Source organism: Micromonospora sp. DT229, assembly GCF_049844505.1.
Taxonomy (GTDB): Bacteria; Actinomycetota; Actinomycetes; order Mycobacteriales; family Micromonosporaceae; genus Micromonospora.
In genome coordinates this window covers 25,451-46,105 of the sequence record NZ_JBNCLD010000014.1, presented here as the reverse complement: position 1 = coordinate 46,105, position 20,655 = coordinate 25,451, and the positions used below count along the sequence as shown (strand labels likewise).

The following is a 20,655-nucleotide window of genomic DNA, read 5'->3' as shown; positions in this document are numbered from 1 at the left end:
ATCGCCGTCCGGCCGCCGGCAGAACCCTTGCCGGAAACCGCCGTGGGCGGCCGGACAGGTGTCCGGCCGCCCACGGGGCGAGATGTCTAATCCCGATCTGTCGATCTCGTTGGTGGCAGCAGCCCGCCGCCGCCGCCACCCGGTCGGGTGTCACCGGGGCCCCCGGGCAGAGGGCTGGTCGGGGGGCCTGGGTTGTTGCCCCGGCCGCCGCCACGGTTACCGCCGTCGCCACCGTTGTTGCCGCCGCCCAGCCGGCAGAGGAAGTCCGTCGGCTCGCAGTCGGGCTCCTCGTTCGCCGGGGGTGCGGGCCGGATGCCGTTGCCGGCCTCCTCGTCTCCGATGCCGGCGATGTTGGGCAGGTCGGAGGGGTCGTACCCCTTGAGGGCCTGCTCCATGTACCGCTTCCACAGCTGAGCGGGCAGGCCGCCACCGCTGATGTTGCTGCCGCCCCGGTCGAGGATGGCCCGCTTCTTGGTGTCGCGGCTACCGATCCACACCGCCGTGGCGACGTTCTTGTCGTAGCCGACCATCCAGGCGTCCTGGTTCTTGCCGGTGTCGCCGAGCTGCCAGGTACCGGTCTTGCCGGCCAGCGGACGGTTGGCCACGCTGGCGTTGTTCTTGCCGGGGATCTCCTTGAGCACGGCGGTCACCTCGTCGGCGACCTCCGGGCGGATCACCTGCTGCGGCTTGAGCTTCTCACCGGTGCCCGGAACCTTGTCCCACTTACCGGTTGCCTTGTTCTGCTTCTCCACCGTCCGCACGAAGTGCGCCTTGTTGTACTTGCCGCCGTTGGCGAGGGTGGCCAGACCGTTGGCGTGGTCGAGCACGGTGATCCCGTACTGACCGTAGGCGACCACCCGGTCGAAGTGCTTCGGCGCGAGGTCCTCCGGCTTGTTCTTCATCAGGTCGAAGGGCTTCGAGTCGTCGTCCCACATCGTGCGGACGCCGGCCCGTCGGGCCAAGTCGACGACCTTGTCCGCACCGATCTTGTCCGCGATGTGGAAGAAGGGCACGTTGTACGACTGGATCGTCGACTGCTCCAAGGAGCACCACTTGTCGCACTGCCCGCGCAGGTCGCGGTTGGCGTTGCGGATCTGATCCCGGTAGCCCTCCGGCGTGAACGGGGTGGCGTCCCAGTGGGACTTGACCGAGATGCCGGCGTCGATGGCCGCGGCCAGGGTGTAGACCTTGAAGGTCGAGCCCGGCGGGTGACCGCCGACCAGGTTGCCGTTCTGGTCGGTGTTCATGCCCGCGTAGTCGAAGTCCGCACCACTGTTGCCGCCGTAGTAGGCCAGCACCCGGCCGGTCTTCGGGTCGACGGAGACCACCGCCGGCATCAGGTTCTTCGGCTGGTCGGCCAGGAAGGTGCCCTTGCGGCCGACCTGGGCGATCTCCTCCAGGGCCTTCTGCATCTTCGGGTCGAGGGTGGTGGTGATCCGGTAGCCGCCCTCGCGCAGTTCGTCGCGGCAGCTGGGCTTGTCAGCGGCGCCGGAGTTGGAGCACAGCCCCCACTCCTCCATCTCCTTGCGGACGTAGTTGATCACGTTGCCGCGCGGGGAGGCCACGCCGAAGCCGTTGTCCTTCTTGACCTTCTGGATCTTCGGGTACTCGGCCGGGCGCTCGGGCTTACCCGGCACACCCAGCCAGCCCTCCGCGACCATGCCGTTGAGCACGTAATCCCAACGGGTCTTGGCTTCGGTCGGGTTGACCTCCGGGTCGAACCCCTTGTGGCCGGCGCTGGCCACGGGCTGCTTGATCAGTGCCGCGAGCACCGCCCCCTGCGCCACGTTCAGCTTCTTGGCGGTGGTGTTGAAGTAGGTCTGCGCCGCCGCCTCGATGCCGTACGCCCCGCGACCGAAGTAGATCACGTTGAGATAGTTCTCCATGATCTCGTCTTTGGTGAACTGGTCGTTCAGCTTCGAGGCGAGGATCGCCTCCTTCACCTTCCGGGCGTAGCTGTCGTCCCGCAGGTTCTCGTAGGCGTTGCGGGCGTACTGCTGGGTGATGGTCGAGGCACCCTGCTTCTCGCCGCCGGAGAGGTTGTTCCAGGCGGCCCGGGCGATGCCCTTGTAGTCCACACCCGAGTGCCGGTAGAAGTTCCGGTCCTCGGCGGCGGCGACGGCGTCGCGTACATGCTGGGGGATGTTTTCGATGGTGACGAAGGTGCGGTTCTCGTTGCCGAGCTTGGCCACCAGGGTCTTGCCGTCCTTGGCGTAGACCGTGGTGGACAGCGGCAGCGGGATCTCCTTGGGCAGCACCACGTTGGTCGAGTAGTAGGTGAACCCGACGACACCGATGCCGGCCAGCATGATGAAGACCGCGAAGCTGGCGATCAGCAGGTTCATCCGCTTGCGCCTGCGGGCCCGGGCGCCCGCCTTCGGGTCGCGCCCACCCCGTCCGGGACCACCCGGTCCACCGGGTCCACCGGGTCCGCCTGGCCCTCCCGGACCGCCTGGCCCGCCCGGACCGCCGACGCTGGCCCGCGCCACCGCGGCCCGACCGCCCACCGAGGCCGAGCCGACACTCGCCCGCCCGGCCGGCGCCGCGCCGACGGCGGCAGCTCCTACCGAGGCCCGGCCCGCCGGCCCACCGTGCGCTGGCGACACCGGCACGGAGGCCCGACCGGCCCTACCCGGCGCGGGCGAGACCGGCACGGAGGCCCTACCACCGGGAGCGGGTGAGACCGGCACGGAGGCTCGACCGCCCGGAGCCGGTGAAACCGGCACGGAGGCCCGACCGGATCCGGCGCGACCGACCGAGGCCGAACCGGCGGGTCGACCCGGCGGCGGAACGCTCGCCGAGCCGCCGACAGAGGCTCGCCCGCCGACCGAGGCACGAGCCGAGTCGCCCGCACCTTCCGGTCCGGTCGACCAGTGGACTCCGCGCGGGTCACCACTCGGGCCGCGGTACGCGTCGTCCGCCTGCCCCGGGTCGTCCTGGCCCGGTATTCGGGCCCGGCCGCGCGAGGAGCTGGGATCACCGTACGAGTTCATTCCTCACACCCTGCCGTCGCAGTGGGGCGCTGTCGCGCCGCCACCGGTTTGCCGTGAGATGCGACACCCGCGCGCACGGCACGGGGGCGCCGTGGAGTGGGCATCAGATCCGAATCATTCGGACCATTCGCACTTATGAGCTGTCGGTGACCCCGGCCAGGTACCTCACGGCCGGGGCCGGCCGATCGCGCTCGAATCACCGTTGGGCCTCTCGCCTTCGCGGAGCGTTCGCGCCAGCAGCAGCGGCGGCTACCCCGCCGGCCGCTTCCTGCTCCGCCTCGCTGTCGGTCAGTCCGTCCCGTCCGAGCAGGTACTGCTCCACCAGATGGTTCCAGTCACAGCCGAGGCACACCTCCACCACGAACACCTGGAACTCACGCAGCGTCATCGCCAACATCGACAACTCGGCCACCGTCCGGGCCTGGCCGGCGGACTGCTTGAGTTCGTCGCCGTAAATGTAGTGGACGTGGGTGAGGTTCTCGCTTCGGCAGATCGGACACCGCTGGTCGGTGGGCTCGCCGTGGAACCGAGCCGCGTTCTTCAGGTACGGAGAGGCGTCACACAGGTCGTAGGTGCCGACCCGACCGGCGACGAGTTCACGCAGCAGCGCTCGCCTCCGGAGCGAGTAGTCGACGACCTGCCGCTGCGTACGCATGCGGCAAAGGGTACGCGGTCTCGTCAGACGAGGCGACCACCGTCACGATCTGTGATCAGCAGACCTCGGATACGAGGGTTTACCGGAGGGGGTTTGCCCCAGTCGAACCGAGACGCTACGGTGCGATGTATCGGTCCGATACATCGTGTGGTTAGCGATCCACGCACAGGGTAATGGGGAGGGTGGTCCGATGCTTGAGCTGGCCATCCTCGGCCTCCTCCAGGAGGCACCCATGCACGGCTACGAGCTGCGCAAGGAGCTCACCGCCAAGCTTGGGGCGATCCGGGCAGCGATCAGTTACGGTTCGCTCTATCCCACTCTGCGCCGTCTGCAGGCGGCGGGCTGGATCGCCGAGGCCGCCGAGACACCCGCCACCGCCGAGGAGGTTCCCGCGCTGACCAGCCGACGAGGTCGGGTGGTCTACACCATCACCGCGGAGGGCAAGGAACGCTTCGCCCAGCTCATCGCGCAGACCGGACCGGAAACGTACGGCGACACCGGATTCGGCGTGCACTTCGCGTTCTTTTCCCGAACCGACCAGGCGACCCGACTGCGCATCCTGGAAGGTCGCCGCCGCACGATCGAGGAACGTCGTGAAGGACTTCGCGACATGCTGGGCCGAGCGGCCGAGCGCCTCGACGCGTACACGCTGGAGCTGCAACGCCACGGCCTGGAGGCCTGTGAGCGTGAGGTCCGCTGGCTGGAGGAGCTCATCGCCAACGAGCGCTCCGGCCGTGCCCCGACGGTCCCGAACGACGGGACGGCCGGTGGCCGACGAGAAGACAACAGCCCGCCTCCGCCTGGAGAGTCCAGGAAAGAGCGGCCGTGACAGAAAAGAAGGAGGCACACGCGATGGGCTCCGTCCGCGTCGCCATCGTCGGTGTGGGTAACTGCGCCTCGTCCCTCGTGCAGGGCGTCGAGTACTACCGGAACGCCGACCCGAACGACCGCGTCCCGGGTCTCATGCACGTCACCTTCGGCGACTACCACGTCTCGGACGTGCAGTTCGTCGCGGCGTTCGATGTCGACGCCAAGAAGGTGGGCATGGATCTCGCGGAGGCGATCGTCGCCAGCGAGAACAACACCATCAAGCTCTGCGACGTGCCGCCGACCGGCGTCACCGTCCAGCGCGGCCCGACCTTCGACGGTCTCGGCCAGTACTACCGCGAGATCGTCGAGGAGTCGGACGCCGAGCCGGTCGACGTGGCCAAGGCGCTGCGTGACGCCCAGGTCGACGTGGTCGTCGCCTACCTGCCGGTGGGCTCCGAGGACGCCGCCAAGTACTACGCCCAGGCCGCGATCGACGCCGGCTGCGCGTTCGTCAACGCGCTGCCGGTCTTCATCGCCTCCGACCCGGAGTGGGCGCAGAAGTTCACCGACGCCGGTCTGCCGATCGTCGGTGACGACATCAAGAGCCAGGTCGGCGCCACCATCGTGCACCGCGCGCTGGCGAAGCTCTTCGAGGACCGCGGTGTCGAGCTGCTGCGCACGTACCAGCTCAACTTCGGCGGCAACATGGACTTCATGAACATGCTGGAGCGCAACCGCCTGATCTCGAAGAAGATCTCGAAGACCCAGTCGGTCACCTCCCAGATCCCGCACGAGATGGCCAAGAGCGACGTGCACATCGGCCCGTCCGACCACGTGCCGTGGCTGGACGACCGCAAGTGGGCCTACATCCGCCTGGAGGGCCGCTCGTTCGGTGACACCCCGCTCAACGCCGAGCTGAAGCTCGAGGTGTGGGACTCGCCGAACTCGGCCGGTGTCATCATCGACGCGGTCCGCGCCGCCAAGATCGCCCTGGACCGTAAGGTCGGCGGCCCGATCCTGTCGGCTTCGTCGTACTTCATGAAGTCCCCCCCGGTGCAGTACGCCGACCACGACGCGCACGCCGCCGTCGAGGCGTTCATCGCCGGCGAGATCGAGCGCTGAGGCAGCAACATCTGTGAGGGCCGGGTCCACACGGACCCGGCCCTTCGCCGTCCGGTACGGAAGGGGCATTCTCGTACCAGACCCGGGCTAGGCTGAGCCCCGTGCTGTCCATCGACGACTTTCGTGATGCCGGGGTGGGGTGGCGGGCGGTCGTCGGCCTCCTGCTCGTGTCCACCCTGGCCGCCTGTGCCCTGCCCGGCACCGACCCGTCGGCCGGACCGGACGGGTCGGCGACCCCGGTCGTCGAGGCCCGCTGTGCGGTCGGGGCCGGCACCCCGCCGGAGGTAGGGGCCGAGCCCGAAGGGACGGTCACCTCCCCGGCCGCCCCGACCGCAGCCGGCAGCGGACATCCGATGACCGATGAGCAACTGCGCGAGGAGGAGTTCCTGCGCCAGCAGGCGGCCAACAAGGCCTTCCGACAGCGCGGCACCCTGGATCCGGCGGCGGCCGGCGGCGCCCACACCTGCGCGGTGCAGGTGCAGTACGTCCTCGACCTGCTGACCGCTGACGATCAGGAGACGCCCGGCGAGGAGACGGTACGGCAGGCGGTGGCCGGCACCGGGCTGATGGATGTGACCGTCCGCCCGCCGGGCCGACTCGACCTCGGCCCCGGCGACGGGCTGCTCTTCTCCGGATGGACCGGCCGGGCCTGCGTTTTCGGCAGCGTCCGTTCCGAAAAGGTCACGGTCGAGTTCGGCACCCGCGTCGCCGACGGCGGATGCCTCCCCGCCCCAGGCTGACCCACCCGCCGTCGCTCCTGACGGGCTGCCTCGCTCTCCTGGCCGACCGTCGCACTGGCGCGCGCCGTGTTCATGGGCGTCGCCGTATCGCCGTAACGGCGGTCTCCCGCTGCGGCGGACCCCGCCGTTACGGCGATACGGAGTCGATCTGCCCTGCCTCGCCGAACTCGGGCTGCGCGCACGTCAGGACCCAGGGCTCCAGGGCTGCGCGCACGTCAGGAACAGGGGCCTAGGCGGCCATCAGGGCAAGTCCCCTCAGGTGGCGGTCAGGACCAGGCTTGCTGCAGGGCTACCCCGGCCTCCAACTCCAGTAGCTTGACCTTGAGGTCCAGGCCGCCGCCGAAACCGACCAGCTTGCCGCCCGCGCCGATGATGCGATGGCAGGGCACGATGACCGGGATCGGGTTGCGGTTGCAGGCCACCCCGACCGCCCGTGCCGCACCGGGATCACCCACCAGCCGGGCCACCTGCCCGTAGGTCAGCGTCTCCCCGTACGGAATACGGGTCATCTCCCGCCACACCGCCCGCTCGAAGTCCGAGCCGCGCGGCACCCGCACCGGCGTCCTGAACTCGGTCAACTCTCCAGCGAAGTAGGCCCGTAGCTCCGCCACCGCCCGCGCCGCGATCGGGCCGGCCGGCGTCTCGCTCGCGGACTCGACCGGCCCGAAGTGCGCCCCGCACACGGCGTCACCGTCGGTGGCCACGCAGAAGATTCCGATCGGCAGGTCGAGCAGCGTCCAACGCATCCCCCCATTCTCCCCGACGCCCGACTCCGCACCCACGACCCCGCCCCCGCCCCCGCCGCACCCATCCACGAATCCACCGCCCCGCCCAACGGCCACCCGCCCGCCAACCCCACCGCCCCCGCCCAACGGCCACTCGACCACCAACCCGCCGCCCCCCGCCCGCCTGCACCCGCCCGCCAGCCCCATCACCCCCACTCGACTGGCACTCGATCTGGGATCGAGTGGTCTCCCGAGCCGAGGAAGCCACTCGATCCCAGATCAAGCGTGATCTTCATCGGGCGGTGGTGGAGGCCACCGACCCACGCCGGGCGAGCCGACACCCAACTGGAGCGGCCCGAGTGTGCCGGTGCCCCAACGGGCGACGCCCCAACAACTGGAGCGGCCCGGATGCGGGAGCCCCAACGGGCGACGCCCGGATGCGGGTGGCTCAACGGGCGACGCCCGCCGGAGCGGCCCCGGGAATCGGGGTACTCCGGCGGGCGCCGGGTGGTGCGGGTGGTGCTACGCGGCCGAGACGGTGAACTTCTCGCCCTTGCTCAGCCCCAGTTCGTACTCGAACCACTTGATGTTCTTGTTCGAGATCAGCTGCTTGGTGCCGGCCGATCCGGCGGAGACCGCCTGGTTGTCGCTGGCCCGGAAGAAGACCGTGCCGTCGCCGTTGTAGTCGAGGAAGTCGAAGCTCTCCCACACGCCGCGCGACTTGGCGCTGGCGATCAACGGCTTGGTGCCCTTGCTCGCGGCGGTCACGTACTTGCCGTTGGCCAGGGCCTTGAGGCCGAAGAAGCCGTCACCGATGTTGACGATCTGGAACTTCGTCGACTTGGTGACCTTGCTGCTGCTGGCGATCAGCGGCTTGCTGCCGGCCACGACGTACTTGCCGTTGGCCTTCGACTTGATGCTGATCACCGGAGCCGGCCGGTCGACGGTGAACTTCTCCGACGTACCGATGCTGGTCTTGCTCGCCTTCAACGACGAGGTACCGGACTTCGGCGCCGTGACGTACTTGCCGTTGATCTTGGACTTGAGGCTGACCGTACCGTCGGTGTGGTTGATGATCTGGAACTTCGCCGACGTGACGATCGTCTTGTGGCTGGCGATCAGCGGCTTGGTGCCCTTGCTCGGCGCCACCACGTACCGGCCGGTGGTCTTGGAGCGCAGCGCGATCAGGCCGCTTCCGGCGTTGACGAAGTCGTAGAGCTGCGAGGTGCCCAGGCTCTTGCCGTTGTTGACCAGCGCCTTCTTGGTGCTGGAGGCGGTGACGAACTTCCCGTTGGACTTGGCCTTGAAGCCGAAGCCGCTGCGGGTCGAGGTGACCGAGCCGACCGTCAACATCCGGTCGATCGAGCCCTTCGTGTCGTAGACCGCCCCGGCGACGCCGGTGGTGACGATGCGGTCGCGGACCTGCTTCGGCTTCCAGGTCGGGTTGGAGTGCAGCAGCAGCGCCGCGGCGCCCGCCACGTGCGGAGCGGCCATGGAGGTGCCGCTGAAGCCCACACTGCCGGTGTTGCTGTCGTGCCGGGCCGAGACGATGCTGACGCCCGGCGCGAACACGTCGAGGCACTTGCCGTAGTTCGAGAACCAGGCCCGCATGTCGACCCGGTCCGTCGCCCCGACGGTGATCGCGTCCGGCACCCGGGCGGGGGACGTCTTGCAGGCGTCCATCATCGAGTTACCGGCAGCGAGCGCGTAGGTGATGCCGGAGGCGATCGAGCGCTTCACGGCCTCGTCGAGCGACGGGATGGCGACGACGTCGCCGAGGCTCATGTTGGCCACGGCCGGCTTCTTCGCGTTCGCGGTCACCCAGTCGACACCGGCGATGACCTGCTCGGTCGTGCCGTAGCCGTCACAGTCGAGCACCCGGACGCCGACCAGCTTGACGCCCTTGGCGACACCGTACTTCGTGCCGCCGACGGTGCCGGCCACGTGGGTACCGTGACCGTGGCAGTCCCCGTTCGCGTTGGCCTGCACGCCGCTCGGCGGGTCGGTCGGCTCAGGGTCGGGAGTGGGAGTCGGAGTGGGCGGGGGCGGGGGCGGCGGGTCGATCGCGTCGTACCCCATGGTGGCCCGGCCGCCGAAGTCCTGGTGCTTGACGTTGATGCCGGTGTCCAGGATGTACGCGGTGACCTTGCTGCCCGTGTTCGGGTACTTGTAGGTCTTGTTCAGCTTCGCCGTGTACTGGTCCAGGCGGTCGAGGCCCCAGGGCGGGCTGCTCTGGGTACCGTTGGCCGACAGTCGGCGCACCGGCTCCACGTAGGCCACTGCGGGATCCGCGGCGACCTTGTCCGCCTGCCCCTGGTTCATCGCGGCCGAGTAGCCGACGAGAGCCTTCTCGTACACCTGCCGAACGCTGCCGCCGTGCTGCTGGGCGAGCTGCGAGGCGAGCGCGCGGGCCGCGCTGTAGCCAGCCTTCTTGTCCTTGAGGACGACGATGTAGCGGCCCGGCACGACACCGGTGCCGTCGCTGCCGCGTACCTCGGCGCGGGCCGGGTCGGCGGGAGCAGCCATTCCGACGCCGCCGGTGGCGACGGTCAGGATGGAGGAGGCGGTGGCGAGGGCAAGCCCCGCTACCGCCGTGCGGCGCAGTACGCCACGTCGTTTCACTAGGCGATCTCCCCGTTTGTCGTCGACCGTCATCAGCGGTCGAACGGGCAATGGAATTGTCCACTACGCGAGTAGGGACGCTCCAACATCATGAATGAACCGCGCAAGCTCCGGTTCCACCGTTTGGTCGGAACGTGGGCGTTTCGTCGTAGCGACCGTCGATCCAGGACGACCCCAGCCGATGCGGGCGGGGCGACCGTCAGCTACCGATGCCCTGCTCGCGGGCCCAGCGCAGGAGTTCGGCCTCGGCCGTGTCGCGGTCCAGGGGCCCGCGTTCCAGGCGCAGATCCTTCAGATGCTTCCAGGCCTGTCCGACGATCGGACCCGGCGGTACGCCGAGCAACTCCATGATCGCGTTGCCGTCCAGGTCGGGGCGGACCCGGGCCAGGTCCTCCTCGGCGGCGATCCGGGCGATCCGCTCCTCCAGGGCGTCGTAGTCCGCCGCCAACTGGGCCGCCTTGCGCCGGTTGCGGGTGGTGCAGTCCGACCGGGTCAGCTTGTGCAGCCGGGACAGCAGGTCACCGGCGTCGGTGACGTACCGGCGTACCGCCGAGTCGGTCCACTCGCCCCGGCCGTACCCGTAGAAGCGCAGGTGCAGCGCGACCAGGGCGGTGACCTTGGCGGTGATGTCCTTCGGGTAGCGCAGGGCCTTCATCCGCGCCTTGGTCAGCCGGGCCCCGACCACCTCGTGGTGATGGAAGCTGACCCGGCCGTCGGAGCCGACCGCCTTGGTCGCCGGCTTGCCGACGTCGTGCATCAACGCGGCCATCCGCAGGATGAAGTCCGGACCGTCCTGCTCGTACGAGATGGCGTTGCGCACCACCGTAAGGGTGTGCTCGTAGACGTCCTTGTGCTGGGCGTGCTCGTCGATCTCCAGCTTGAGGCCGGTCAACTCCGGCAGGAAGCGCTCGGCCAGCCCGGTGTCGACCAGCAGGCGCAGCCCGGTGATCGGGTCGGCGGCACAGAGCAGCTTGGTGAACTCGTCCCGGATCCGCTCGGCGGTGATCCGGTCCAGGTCGGCCGCCATCCGGGTCATCGCCGCGTACACGTCCGGGTGGACCGCGAAGCGCAGTTGGGCGGCGAAGCGGGCGGCCCGCAGCATCCGCAGGGGGTCGTCGCCGAAGGACTCCGCCGGGGTGCCCGGGGTACGCACCACCTTGGCCGCCAGGTCCGCCAGGCCGCCGTGCGGATCGGTGAACCGGTGATCCGGCAGGCTCACCGCCATCGCGTTGATGGTGAAGTCCCGCCGCCGCAGGTCCTCGGTCAGGCTGGTGCCGTACTCGACCAGCGGGTTGCGACTGACCTGGTCGTACGACTCGGCGCGGAAGGTGGTGATCTCCAGCCGCAGGCCGTCGCGCTGGCAGCCGATGGTGCCGAACTCGCGTCCGGTCTCCCAGATCGCCTCGGCCCAGCCGCGCAGGATGCCCAGGGTCTGATCCGGGTGCGCATCCGTGCAGAAGTCGAGATCCTCGCCGAGGCGGCCGAGCAGGGCGTCACGTACCGAACCGCCCACGAGATGCAGTTCGTGACCGGCGGCGGCGAACCGGCGGCCCAACTCGTCGGCGACCGGGGAGACCCGGAGCAGTTCGGCGACGGCGTTGCGCTGAGCGGCGCTGAGTTCGCGGCGGTCGGTGGCGTGGGATGCGGCGGCGTCGGACATCGGATCAGCAGCCTATCGGTCCTGACGGGCATCTCCTCCGCCGGGCGCGGGAAGCGGGCCGGGGTTTACTAAGGTTTGGAACGTGCGGGCCGGTGCCGGCTCCGGCCTACTCCTTGGAGGCACTGATGAGCGGCGGGCTCTACCGCAGCGCGAATGCCCAGCGCGACGGTGCGCCCGGCGGCCGGCCGGGTGACGGCGCGACGTTCATCTCCGCCGATCCCCTCAACCAACCCGCCGCCGAGTCGGTCGCCCCACCTCCGGAGCAGGTAGCCGAGAGCAGCGCCGCGACCAACAGCGCGGTCATGGCCATCGGCAGCCTGGTCAGCCGGGGTACGGGTTTCCTGCGTACCTTGGCGATCACCGCCGCGCTCGGTTCGGCGATCGGTGACGCGTACACCACCGCTCAGATCCTGCCCGGGATGGTGTACGAGTTCCTGCTCGGCGGCATCCTCACCAGCGTGCTGATCCCGGTGCTGGTGCGTCGGCGCAAGTTCGACCCGGACGGCGGCCAGGCGTACACCCAGCGGTTGCTCACCCTGGCGGTGGTCGCCCTCGGCGCGGCGGCCCTGCTGGCGGTCGCCATGGCACCGGTGCTCACCTGGCTGTACGCCAGCGACGAGGCACCGGCCGACTACCAGGCGCTGGTCACCTCGCTGGCCCGGTTGATGCTGCCGATGATCTTCTTCACCGGCCTGAGTGCGCTGATCAGCGCGGTACTCAACACCCGGGGGCATTTCGCCGCCCCGATGTGGGCACCGATCCTGAACAACATCGTGGTGATCGCCACCGCCGGCCTCTACATCGCGATCTTCAGCACGGACATCCTCGCCCCGGACGAGATGACCACCGGGCGGATCCTGCTGATCGGCGGCGGCACCCTGCTGGGGGTGGCCGTCCAGGCCGCCGGGTTGCTGCCCGCCCTGCGCAAGGTCGGCTTCCGGTGGCGGTTCCGGTTCGACTTCCGGGCCCTGGGGCTGGGTGAGCTGGGCCGGCTGGGCGCCTGGATGTTCTGTTACGTGGCGGTCAGCCAGATCGGGTTGATCGTGGTGTTCAACCTGCTCAGCCGCACCAGCGGGCAGGCGGCCGGGGCACTGATCTACAACAACGTGTTCCTGTTGCTGATGATGGCGCACGGCATCATCGCCGTCTCGATCATCACCGCCCTGATGCCCCGGATGAGCGCCGCCGCCGCCGACGGCCGGTTCGCCGACCTGGCGGCCGACCTGTCCCGGGGCACCCGCACCGTGTCCGCGGTGCTGGCCCCGATCGCGGTCTGCTACGCCGTGCTGGCCACCCCGATCGCCTTCACCCTGTTCCGGTGGGGGGCCTTCACCGACGAGAACGCCAGGGCGACCGCCCCGGTGCTGTTGTTCGCCGCGTTGGCGCTGGTGCCCTTCGCGGTGAGTCAGCTGTTCACCTTCGCCTTCTACGCGCTGCCGGACACCCGCACCCCGGCCCTGATCAACATTCCGGTGGTGGCGCTGCGGGCGCTGGTGCAGATCGGACTGTTCGCGGCCTTCTCGGCCAGCTTCGCGGCCTCCGGAATGATGATCGGCAACACGATCTCGTACCTGGCCGCCGCGATCGCCTCCGCCTGGCTGCTGCGGCCGAGGGTGGGTCGGATCGGGCTGGGCGGCATCGTGCGCACCCTGGGGCGGGTGGCGGTGGCCGCCCTCGGTGCCGCCCTGGTCGGTCTGCTGGTGGTCGCCCTGCTGCCCGGTGGCGACACGCCGACCCGCCTGGAGGCCCTCGTCCAACTGGTGGTGGGCGGGGCGGTGATCGGTGGTACCTACCTGGGCCTGGCGATGGTGCTGCGGATCTCCGAGATCACCGATGTGGTCGCCATGGTCCGGCGTCGACTCGGGCGCTGATCGCCGGATATTCACCGAGCGTGATCGAGGATCACCAGGCTGGGGATGGGCCTGTGGATAACTCCGCGCGTCGCCGCTCAACTACCGGATCGGCCTGTGGATAACCAACCGGAAGTCGGAGTGTGTTCGGCCGGTCGACGGGAACCCCGCTGACGCCTTACCCACCGCCTACTGCCTGTCCCGCCCCGGCGACGGCTGGTCGGCGGCGGCCTCTAGATTGGCTGGTACATGTACCAGCAACGTGGCTGACATCGGTCGTAACCGGACGAGTACGCCGTAGGGCGGACTCCCCTGTTGGTCGCGGCGGGAAGATGACATGTCGGGGAGACGGCCAATCCAGGTAAGGTCGCTCTCGACGGGTACGGCAGGCACCGGCTCGCGTCGGAACCGGTCGCCCCGTGCCAGACGAATGCGGAGCGGGAAGTCACATGCCCAGCAGCGCGGGTCCATCGATCGACAAGATCACCGAGGGAGGACGGGTGACCCAGGTCGGCGAGGGTCAGGACGCGGACGAGACCACTCCGTCGGTCATGACCTTCGGTGCTCCGACGGCCGGTGAGGTCCTCGCCGAGCGTTACGAACTGGTCGAGCACATCAACAACGACAGTGCCGGCCGGTTGGTGTGGCGTGGGGTCGATGTCGTGCTGCGCCGTCCCGTAGCGGTCGTGATGCGCTACCCGGGTGGCGATTCCGCCACCGAGATGCTCCAAGCCGCGGTCGCGGCCAGTCGGGTCATCCACCCCAATCTCGTCGGGGTCTACGACGCGATCGACGAGGCCGAGCGGGCCTACGTGGTACGCGAGTGGGTCGATGGTCAGTCGCTACGGGAGTTGGTCTCCGACGGCCCCCTGGACGCCGCGCGGGCCACCGCCGTCGGCAACGCGGTCGCCAGCGCTCTGGCGTCCGTACACGCCACCGGCATGGTGCACGGCAACGTGCACCCGGGCACCGTGATGATCAGCGATGACGGCCGGGTGGTGCTGGCCGACGCCCGTACCGACGGCGCCGACAGCCAGGAGAACGATGTCCGAGCGGTCGGCGGCCTCCTCTACTTCGCCCTGACCGGCTACTGGCCGCACACCGAGGCACCGCTGCGAGGCGCCACCGCCGGGCACGGCAGGGCGGGAATCCCCGACGCGGTGCGGGACGCCAACGGTGCGGCGGCGGCTCCCCGTCAGGTCCGGGCCGGGGTGCCGGCCTACCTGGACGACCTCACCATGGATCTGCTCGACGCCGACACCGCCCCGCCGTCCTCGGACGTCCTGGCGGCGGAACTGGCCCGGCTCGACGTGCCCGAGGACGACTACCTGGACACCCACGGTCCGCTGCGCTTCGCCGCCGAGACCGGTGAGGAGCCCTCGCCCCTGGCCGCCGCCGGTGGCCGCAAGGTCGCCCTGGGCATCGCGGGCCTGCTCGCGGTAGCCCTGGTGGGCCTGCTCATCGGCATCAGCACCCTCGGCGACGACGAGGACAAGCCACAGACCAGCCCGGTCGCCGCCCCCAGTTCCAGCGCGCCGCTGAGTGAGGAACCCGCAGCACCCGCGGTCCGGAATCTGAAGATCAGTGCGGCCCGGATCATCGACCCGGACAGCCGGGACCGGGCCGAGGTCCGTGACGCCGAGAAGGTGTTCGACGGCAACCGGGACGAAGGCTGGTCGACCCAGACCTACCGCGGTACCAGCAACTTCGGCAACTACAAGCGCGGCATGGGCGTCTGGATCGACCTGGGTGGCGAGCACACCGTCAAGTCGGTGCAGGTGAACCTCTCCGACACCGGTGCCTCTGCGGAACTGCTCACCGGCACCATCGACCAGCCCTCGACCAACAAGGGCGACGACGAGATCCTCAAGGCGTACAAGAAGAACCCGATCGGTCAGCCCTTCGAGGAGCACGACGGCACGACGATGACCTTCAACGGCTTCGACGCCGACAAGAAGTACCGCTACCTGCTGTTCTGGATCACCGACCTGCCCCCGAACGGCAGTGGCTACAAGGTCGGGGTCAACGAGATCACGGTCCAGGGGTCATGAGCCGGGTCCGACCGGACCGGTGCCCCGACCGGGCCTGACGATGGCGACAGCGAGGGGTGGTGCCGGTTCGGGCCGGACGGGTGGAGCGGCGGTGGACGCGACGGTCAGTGACCTCGACCTGCTGCGCGCCCACGTGGCCGGTGACCGCCATGCCTTCGGTGAGCTGTTCCAACGGCATCGGGACCGGCTCTGGGCGGTTGCCCTGCGTACCCTCGGCGACCGCGAGGAGGCCGCCGACGCCCTCCAGGACGCCATGTTGTCGGCGCACCGGGCGGCCGACCGATTCCGCGCCGACGCGGCCGTCACCACCTGGCTGCACCGGATCGTGGTGAACGCCTGCCTGGACCGGATCCGTCGACGCCAGGCACATCCGACCGTGCCGTTGCCCGACGGTACCCGGGAGCCGCGCGAGGGGCACGGCACCGGCGGGGTGGAGCCGGCCGCACCCGTACGCGACCACGACACCGCCCTGGCCGTCCGGGCGGCCCTGGCTACCCTGCCGGTCGAGCAGCGGGCCGCGCTGATTCTGGTGGACGTGCAGGGATACCCGGTGGCCGAGGTAGCCCTGATCCTCGGCGTGGCCGAGGGGACGGTCAAGAGTCGGTGCGCCCGCGGTCGGGCCCGGCTGGCGGTGCTCCTGCGCAACCTGCGGACCGGGGGCGACGAGCCGGCCCCGGTAGTGCCGACGGTCACCCGAGGGAACCCGGAAGCCCGGCGGGGCGTCCGATCGGGGTCGGGACGGTCCCGGAGGCCGGATGTCGACCAGGAGGAAGCGTGACTGCCGAGGAGTTCAGCGAGGTCGACCACGACCTGCTCGCCGACTACCTCGGCGGCGCCCTGGAGGGCACCCCGGAACAGGACGAGGTGGCCCGGCTGATCGCTCAGGATCCGTCCTGGGCGCAGGCGTACGCGCTGCTCGCGCCGGCAGTAGCCGAGGTCCGCGCCGATCTGCTGGGCTGGGGTGAACCCACCCTGACGATGCCGGTCGACGTCGCCGACCGGATCCTCGCCGCGCTCGACGCCGCTGACCTGCCGGCCGGCGCCGGCCCCGACCTGCCGGACCCGGAGTTCCCGGCCACGGATGTGGACCACGCTTCGGCCGGGGGTGGGCTACCGCCCCTGGTGCCGGCCCAGCCGCTCGGGGGCCGCCGTCCGGAGGGCGCACCGCGACCCGGTCGAGACCGTACGGCCACCCGGCCGGCTCGGCGAAGCCGACGCTGGGCCCGGGTCGCCGGGCCGGTAGCCCTCGCCGCCGCGGCAGTCGTCGGCCTGGGAGCCCTGCAACTGGTCCGGCCGGACTCCGGCGGAGACATGACGGCGGACACCGCGCTGAACGAGCCGGTCACCAGCCCGTACGTGCACGAGGGCCAGGAGGGCCCCGAGCAGGCCGCGGCCGGTGCCGAACCGCACCGGGCCCCGGTCACGCAAGGCACCCCGCAACGGCACACCGCCCGGGACTACACCCCGCAGGAACTGGCGCAGGAGCCGGAGGCGAAGATCAGCACCTTCGCCGGTACCGCGGCACCGGACACCGGCGACGAGCGGATGGCCGGTCCCGCCGACCTGGCCCGACTCGACGACCAGTCGGCGCTGACCGCCTGCCTGGCCGACATCGGCACCGAACACGGTGCCCGGCCGTTGGTCTTCGAGGACATCGAGTACGCCCGCTTCCAAGGGCTCCCGGCGCTGGTGATCCGTTTCGTCGACGCCTCCGGTGCCCGCTGGGCGTGGGTCAGCGGTCCCGAGTGTGGCATCCCCGGGTCCGGCTCGGACAGCCGCTATCGGACGCGGGTAGGGTGAGTCCGCGGCCGGCGAGAAGTTTGGCCGCCCCCGTGACGCGACCCACCGGATGACCGGCTCGGGAATCCCCGGTTCCTACGATGACGTTCTGCAAGTCAGTTGCCGCCGCGTCGGCACTCGGCTCGGCATCGGCACATCCGCCGCTGCCGACTAAGTCAACACGATTGGGAGACGGCAGTGGACGAGGTCCGCAACCTCATCATCATCGGCTCCGGGCCGGCCGGCTACACCGCGGCGGTCTACGCCGCCCGTGCCAACCTCAAGCCTTTGATCATCGAGGGCGTCCAGTCCGGCGGCGCACTGATGACCACCACCGAGGTGGAGAACTTCCCCGGCTTCGCCGACGGCATTCTCGGCCCCGAGCTGATGGACAACATGCGCAAGCAGGCCGAGCGGTTCGGCGCGGAGTTCCTCACCGATGACGTCACCCGGGTCGAGTTGACCGACACCGGCCACCCGGGCGCGGTAAGCACCGTCTGGGTCGGCGAGAGCGCCTACCGGGCCAGGGCGGTCATCCTCGCCACCGGCTCCGCCTGGCGTCCGCTGGGCGTACCGGGTGAGCAGGAGTACCTGGGCCACGGTGTCTCCTCCTGCGCCACCTGCGACGGCTTCTTCTTCCGTAACCAGCACATCGTGGTGGTCGGCGGCGGTGACTCCGCGATGGAGGAGGCCGACTTCCTCACCCGTTTCGCCGAGTCGGTGACCATCATCCACCGCCGGGACTCCTTCCGGGCCAGCAAGATCATGGCCGAGCGCGCGCTGAGCAACGACAAGATCAAGGTCGAGTGGAACTCCGTGGTGGAGGAGATCCTCGGCGCGGACGGCAAGGTCACCGGGGCCCGGGTCCGCAATGTGCACACCGGCGAGACCAAGGTGCTCGACGTCACCGGCGTCTTCGTGGCGATCGGCCACGACCCCCGCAGCGAACTGTTCCGCGGGCAGGTGGAGATGGACGACGAGGGGTACGTGAAGGTCGAGTCACCGAGCACCCGGACCAACATCCCGGGTGTCTTCGCCGCCGGTGACCTGGTCGACCACACCTACCGGCAGGCCATCACCGCAGCCGGCACCGGTTGCGCCGCCGCACTCGACGCAGAACGCTTCATCGCCACGCTGCCTCAGGGCTGAACGAGACACACCGATGCAGGAGGAGCCAAACAGTGGGAGCAACCAAGTCGGTCACCGACGCTAGTTTCGTTGTCGACGTACTCCAGTCCGACAAGCCGGTCTTGGTGGACTTCTGGGCTGAATGGTGCGGACCGTGCCGCAAGGTGTCGCCGCTGCTGGAAGAGATCGCCGTTGAGATGGGCGACCAGGTCAGCATCGTCAAGCTCAACATCGACGAGAACCCGGAGACGGCCCGCGCCTACCGGGTGATGTCGGTGCCGACCCTCACCGTCTTCAAGAACGGCCAGCCGGTGCAGTCGATCGCCGGCGCCAAGCCCAAGGGCGAGCTGGTCAAGCTGATCCAGTCGGCCCTCTGAGCTTCGCAGCACCGCTGCCTCGACCCCGTGCCCGGCCCGCCGGCACGGGGTCGAGGCGTTTTGCATCCCTGCGGATCGCCAGCGCATAACCTCGAACCGGGAGGCCGCCGGAGGCCGGTGACCACCTGGTCCTCGTCCGTGGTGCACGTGCCGCCGACGGGCCCGGCCAGCCACCGACCGTACACAGAGGGGGTCGTGCGTGCGTCCGATCCGTCCCGGTGACCGGGGACCCGCGGTGATCGAGATCCGCGCGGTACTCACCGGCCTGGACCTCCTCTCGAAGACCACCGGCCCGTACGACGACGAGTTCGACGCCGCCACCGAGCGGGCGGTACGGGCCTTCCAGCAGTCCCGAGGGCTCAGCGTCGACGGTCGGGTCGGCGCCGAGACCTGGCGGGCCCTGGACGCCGCCCGCTGGCGCCTAGGGGCCCGCACCCTCTACCACGCGGTGCCGGTGCCGCTCACCGGTGAAGATGTCCGGTCGCTACAGGAACGACTCCTGGAGATGGGGTACGACACCGGCCGAGCCGACGCCATCTACGGCATCCGTACCTCCCGGGCGGTGGCCCAGTTCCAGCGTGAGGTGGGGTTGACCCCGGACGGCACCTGCGGCCCGCACACCATGGGGGCGCTACGCCGACTCGGCCGCAAGGTGGTCGGCGGTCGACCGCAGTGGCTGCGCGAATCCGACGCCATCCGGCAGTCCGGTCCCACCCTGGTCGGTCGGACGGTGGTCATCGACCCGGGCCACGGCGGCACCGACTGCGGGGTGGTCGTACCCGACGGGCCCCTGCGGTGGACCGAGGCGGATCTGATGCACGACCTGGCCAGCCGGCTTGAGGGTCGACTCGCCGCCTCGGGGGTCCGGGTGCAGCTCACCCGGGGACCGGCGCCGGAGACCTGCCTGCCCGACATCGACCGGGCGCACCTGGCCAACTCCCTCGGCGCGGACGTGTTCGTCTCCCTGCACACCGACGAGCACCCCAATCCGGCTGCCGAGGGGGTCGCCACCTACCACTACGGCACCGACAACGGGGTTACCTCGGCCACCGGGGAACGGCTGGCCGGGCTGGTGCAGCGGGAGATCGTGGCTCGTACCGGGCTGCGGGACTGCCGTACCCACGCCAAGGCATGGGACCTGCTGCGACTCACCCGGATGCCGGCGGTACGCATCGAGGTCGGCTACCTCACCTCACCGACGGATCGCGCCCGGCTGATCGAACCCCGGTTCCGGGACACCCTGGTCGAGGCGATCGTGGCGGGGGTGCAACGGATGTATCTACCGGACGAACGGGACGTACCGACCGGATCCCTCGATGTCAGCGAACTGCGGGCCGCCGTGGCCGCCGGGAACGTGGTCGACTGACGGCCGCCGTCCCGCACCGCTGCCCGCTGCCCGCTGCCTCAGACGGTGGTCGAGCGGGTGGCCGGGGTGGGGCGCACGGGGCGCAGCAGCGACTCCGGGCTCATCGAGCCGAGCAGTTTCTCCAGCGCGTACTCGACGTCTGACTTCCAGCTCAACGCCGTCCGCAGTTCCAGTCGCAGGCGGGGATAGCGGGGGTGCGGCCGGACGGTCTTGAAGCCGACCGAGAGGAAGAAATCGGCAGGGGCGACACAGGCACCCGCCGGGTCGGCCGCGTCGCCGAACTTGGCGTCGCCGAACGCCTCGATCGCCTTGATCCCCCGCTTGGTCAGATCACGGGCGACCCCCTGCACCAGCATCCGGCCCAGCCCGCCGCCGGCGAAGGCGGGAACTACGTTCGCCGTCATCAGCAGCGCCGCGTCGGCGGAGACCGGTGAGGTCGGAAACGCCATCGAACGGGGCACGTACGCCGGTGGGGCGTACATGACGAACCCGGCCGGCATCCCGTCGACGTAGATCAGCTTGCCGCAGGAACCCCACTCCAGCAGGGTCTGCGAGACCCAGGCCTCCTTCTCCAGGCCGGGGTCACCAGCCGCACAGGCACGGTCGGCGGAAACCGGATCCAGCTCCCAGTAGACACATTGCCGGCACGGACGGGGCAGGTCCTCCAGGGTGTCCAGGGTCAGGCTGACCAGACGTCGCGACATTGAGTGCTTCCCCACACTAGGCTCGGCAATGGGGCAGGCTCGGCCGCCACCCGCCGCATCCCGCCCCGACGAG

16 protein-coding genes are annotated in these 20,655 nt (G+C 70.0%); 10 read left to right on the top strand and 6 right to left on the bottom strand.

Annotation, left to right across the window (positions count from 1 at the left end; all coding sequences use genetic code 11):
- Positions 1–86 precede the first annotated feature (86 nt).
- Together ACLQ2T_RS20900 and ACLQ2T_RS20895 are read right to left on the bottom strand one after the other, a co-directional pair.
- Positions 87–2,993, bottom strand: coding sequence for a transglycosylase domain-containing protein (locus tag ACLQ2T_RS20900; protein WP_425768028.1), 2,907 nt, complete (start codon positions 2,991–2,993; stop codon positions 87–89).
- A gap of 196 nt (positions 2,994–3,189) precedes the next feature.
- Positions 3,190–3,648 (bottom strand): DUF5318 family protein, encoded by a 459-nt coding sequence (locus ACLQ2T_RS20895; protein WP_425768027.1) that lies wholly within the window; start codon positions 3,646–3,648, stop codon positions 3,190–3,192.
- Positions 3,649–3,838: 190 nt separating this feature from the next.
- Between ACLQ2T_RS20895 and ACLQ2T_RS20890 the strand changes: the two genes are divergently transcribed.
- The 3 genes from ACLQ2T_RS20890 to ACLQ2T_RS20880 all read left to right on the top strand — a co-directional run bounded on the left by ACLQ2T_RS20890 (position 3,839) and on the right by ACLQ2T_RS20880 (position 6,320).
- On the top strand, positions 3,839–4,477 hold the full coding sequence (locus ACLQ2T_RS20890) for a PadR family transcriptional regulator (protein ID WP_425768026.1): 639 nt from the start codon (positions 3,839–3,841) through the stop codon (positions 4,475–4,477).
- 23 nt (positions 4,478–4,500) lie between these two features.
- Positions 4,501–5,580, top strand: a complete 1,080-nt coding sequence (locus tag ACLQ2T_RS20885) for an inositol-3-phosphate synthase (RefSeq protein ID WP_425768119.1) — start codon at positions 4,501–4,503, stop codon at positions 5,578–5,580.
- A gap of 101 nt (positions 5,581–5,681) precedes the next feature.
- On the top strand, positions 5,682–6,320 hold the full coding sequence (locus ACLQ2T_RS20880) for a hypothetical protein (RefSeq protein WP_425768025.1): 639 nt from the start codon (positions 5,682–5,684) through the stop codon (positions 6,318–6,320).
- A 266-nt stretch (positions 6,321–6,586) separates the two neighbouring features.
- On the opposite strand, the gene ACLQ2T_RS20875 is transcribed toward ACLQ2T_RS20880, so the two are convergent.
- From ACLQ2T_RS20875 to ACLQ2T_RS20865, 3 genes are all read right to left on the bottom strand, one after another.
- A complete protein-coding gene (locus ACLQ2T_RS20875) occupies positions 6,587–7,066 on the bottom strand; it encodes a methylated-DNA--[protein]-cysteine S-methyltransferase (RefSeq protein ID WP_425768024.1) in 480 nt (159 codons plus the stop codon).
- Positions 7,067–7,567: 501 nt separating this feature from the next.
- On the bottom strand, positions 7,568–9,667 hold the full coding sequence (locus ACLQ2T_RS20870; RefSeq protein WP_425768023.1) for a S8 family serine peptidase: 2,100 nt from the start codon (positions 9,665–9,667) through the stop codon (positions 7,568–7,570).
- Between the two features lie 199 nt (positions 9,668–9,866).
- Entirely contained in the window at positions 9,867–11,327 is a 1,461-nt protein-coding gene (locus ACLQ2T_RS20865; protein WP_425768022.1) for a CCA tRNA nucleotidyltransferase, read from the bottom strand.
- A gap of 125 nt (positions 11,328–11,452) precedes the next feature.
- On the opposite strand from ACLQ2T_RS20865, the gene murJ reads away from it, so the two are divergent.
- From murJ to ACLQ2T_RS20830, 7 genes are all read left to right on the top strand, one after another.
- A complete protein-coding gene (gene murJ, locus ACLQ2T_RS20860) occupies positions 11,453–13,198 on the top strand; it encodes a murein biosynthesis integral membrane protein MurJ (RefSeq protein WP_425768118.1) in 1,746 nt (581 codons plus the stop codon).
- A 428-nt stretch (positions 13,199–13,626) separates the two neighbouring features.
- A complete protein-coding gene (locus ACLQ2T_RS20855; protein WP_425768021.1) occupies positions 13,627–15,228 on the top strand; it encodes a protein kinase family protein in 1,602 nt (533 codons plus the stop codon).
- A gap of 40 nt (positions 15,229–15,268) precedes the next feature.
- On the top strand, positions 15,269–16,006 hold the full coding sequence (gene sigM / locus ACLQ2T_RS20850) for an RNA polymerase sigma factor SigM (RefSeq protein WP_425768020.1): 738 nt from the start codon (positions 15,269–15,271) through the stop codon (positions 16,004–16,006).
- Positions 16,003–17,028, top strand: a complete 1,026-nt coding sequence (locus ACLQ2T_RS20845) for a hypothetical protein (RefSeq protein WP_425768019.1) — start codon at positions 16,003–16,005, stop codon at positions 17,026–17,028. The genes sigM and ACLQ2T_RS20845 overlap by 4 nt, the downstream gene beginning before the upstream one ends.
- 177 nt (positions 17,029–17,205) lie before the next feature.
- On the top strand, positions 17,206–18,156 hold the full coding sequence (gene trxB / locus ACLQ2T_RS20840) for a thioredoxin-disulfide reductase (RefSeq protein ID WP_425768018.1): 951 nt from the start codon (positions 17,206–17,208) through the stop codon (positions 18,154–18,156).
- A 32-nt stretch (positions 18,157–18,188) separates the two neighbouring features.
- Positions 18,189–18,512: a thioredoxin gene (gene trxA / locus ACLQ2T_RS20835; protein WP_425768017.1), complete on the top strand. Its 324-nt coding sequence runs from the start codon at positions 18,189–18,191 to the stop codon at positions 18,510–18,512.
- 199 nt (positions 18,513–18,711) lie between these two features.
- Positions 18,712–19,878 (top strand): N-acetylmuramoyl-L-alanine amidase, encoded by a 1,167-nt coding sequence (locus ACLQ2T_RS20830; RefSeq protein ID WP_425768016.1) that lies wholly within the window; start codon positions 18,712–18,714, stop codon positions 19,876–19,878.
- Positions 19,879–19,916: 38 nt separating this feature from the next.
- Here ACLQ2T_RS20830 and ACLQ2T_RS20825 read toward each other — a convergent pair whose 3' ends face one another.
- The gene (locus tag ACLQ2T_RS20825) at positions 19,917–20,582 is read right to left on the bottom strand and encodes a GNAT family N-acetyltransferase (RefSeq protein WP_327023521.1); all 666 of its coding nucleotides are present in this window, start codon (positions 20,580–20,582) and stop codon (positions 19,917–19,919) included.
- Between the last annotated feature and the right edge of the window lie 73 nt (positions 20,583–20,655).

Bases quoted from the DNA above. Each gene is read 5' to 3' on its own strand.
- ACLQ2T_RS20900 (WP_425768028.1), bottom strand. From the start codon at position 2,993: ATGAACTCGTACGGTGATCCCAGCTCCTCGCGCGGCCGGGCCCGAATA.
- ACLQ2T_RS20895 (WP_425768027.1), bottom strand. From the start codon at position 3,648: ATGCGTACGCAGCGGCAGGTCGTCGACTACTCGCTCCGGAGGCGAGCG.
- ACLQ2T_RS20890 (WP_425768026.1), top strand. From the start codon at position 3,839: ATGCTTGAGCTGGCCATCCTCGGCCTCCTCCAGGAGGCACCCATGCAC.
- ACLQ2T_RS20885 (WP_425768119.1), top strand. From the start codon at position 4,501: ATGGGCTCCGTCCGCGTCGCCATCGTCGGTGTGGGTAACTGCGCCTCG.
- ACLQ2T_RS20875 (WP_425768024.1), bottom strand. From the start codon at position 7,066: ATGCGTTGGACGCTGCTCGACCTGCCGATCGGAATCTTCTGCGTGGCC.
- ACLQ2T_RS20865 (WP_425768022.1), bottom strand. From the start codon at position 11,327: ATGTCCGACGCCGCCGCATCCCACGCCACCGACCGCCGCGAACTCAGC.
- murJ (WP_425768118.1), top strand. From the start codon at position 11,453: ATGAGCGGCGGGCTCTACCGCAGCGCGAATGCCCAGCGCGACGGTGCG.
- ACLQ2T_RS20855 (WP_425768021.1), top strand. From the start codon at position 13,627: ATGCCCAGCAGCGCGGGTCCATCGATCGACAAGATCACCGAGGGAGGA.
- sigM (WP_425768020.1), top strand. From the start codon at position 15,269: ATGGCGACAGCGAGGGGTGGTGCCGGTTCGGGCCGGACGGGTGGAGCG.
- ACLQ2T_RS20825 (WP_327023521.1), bottom strand. From the start codon at position 20,582: ATGTCGCGACGTCTGGTCAGCCTGACCCTGGACACCCTGGAGGACCTG.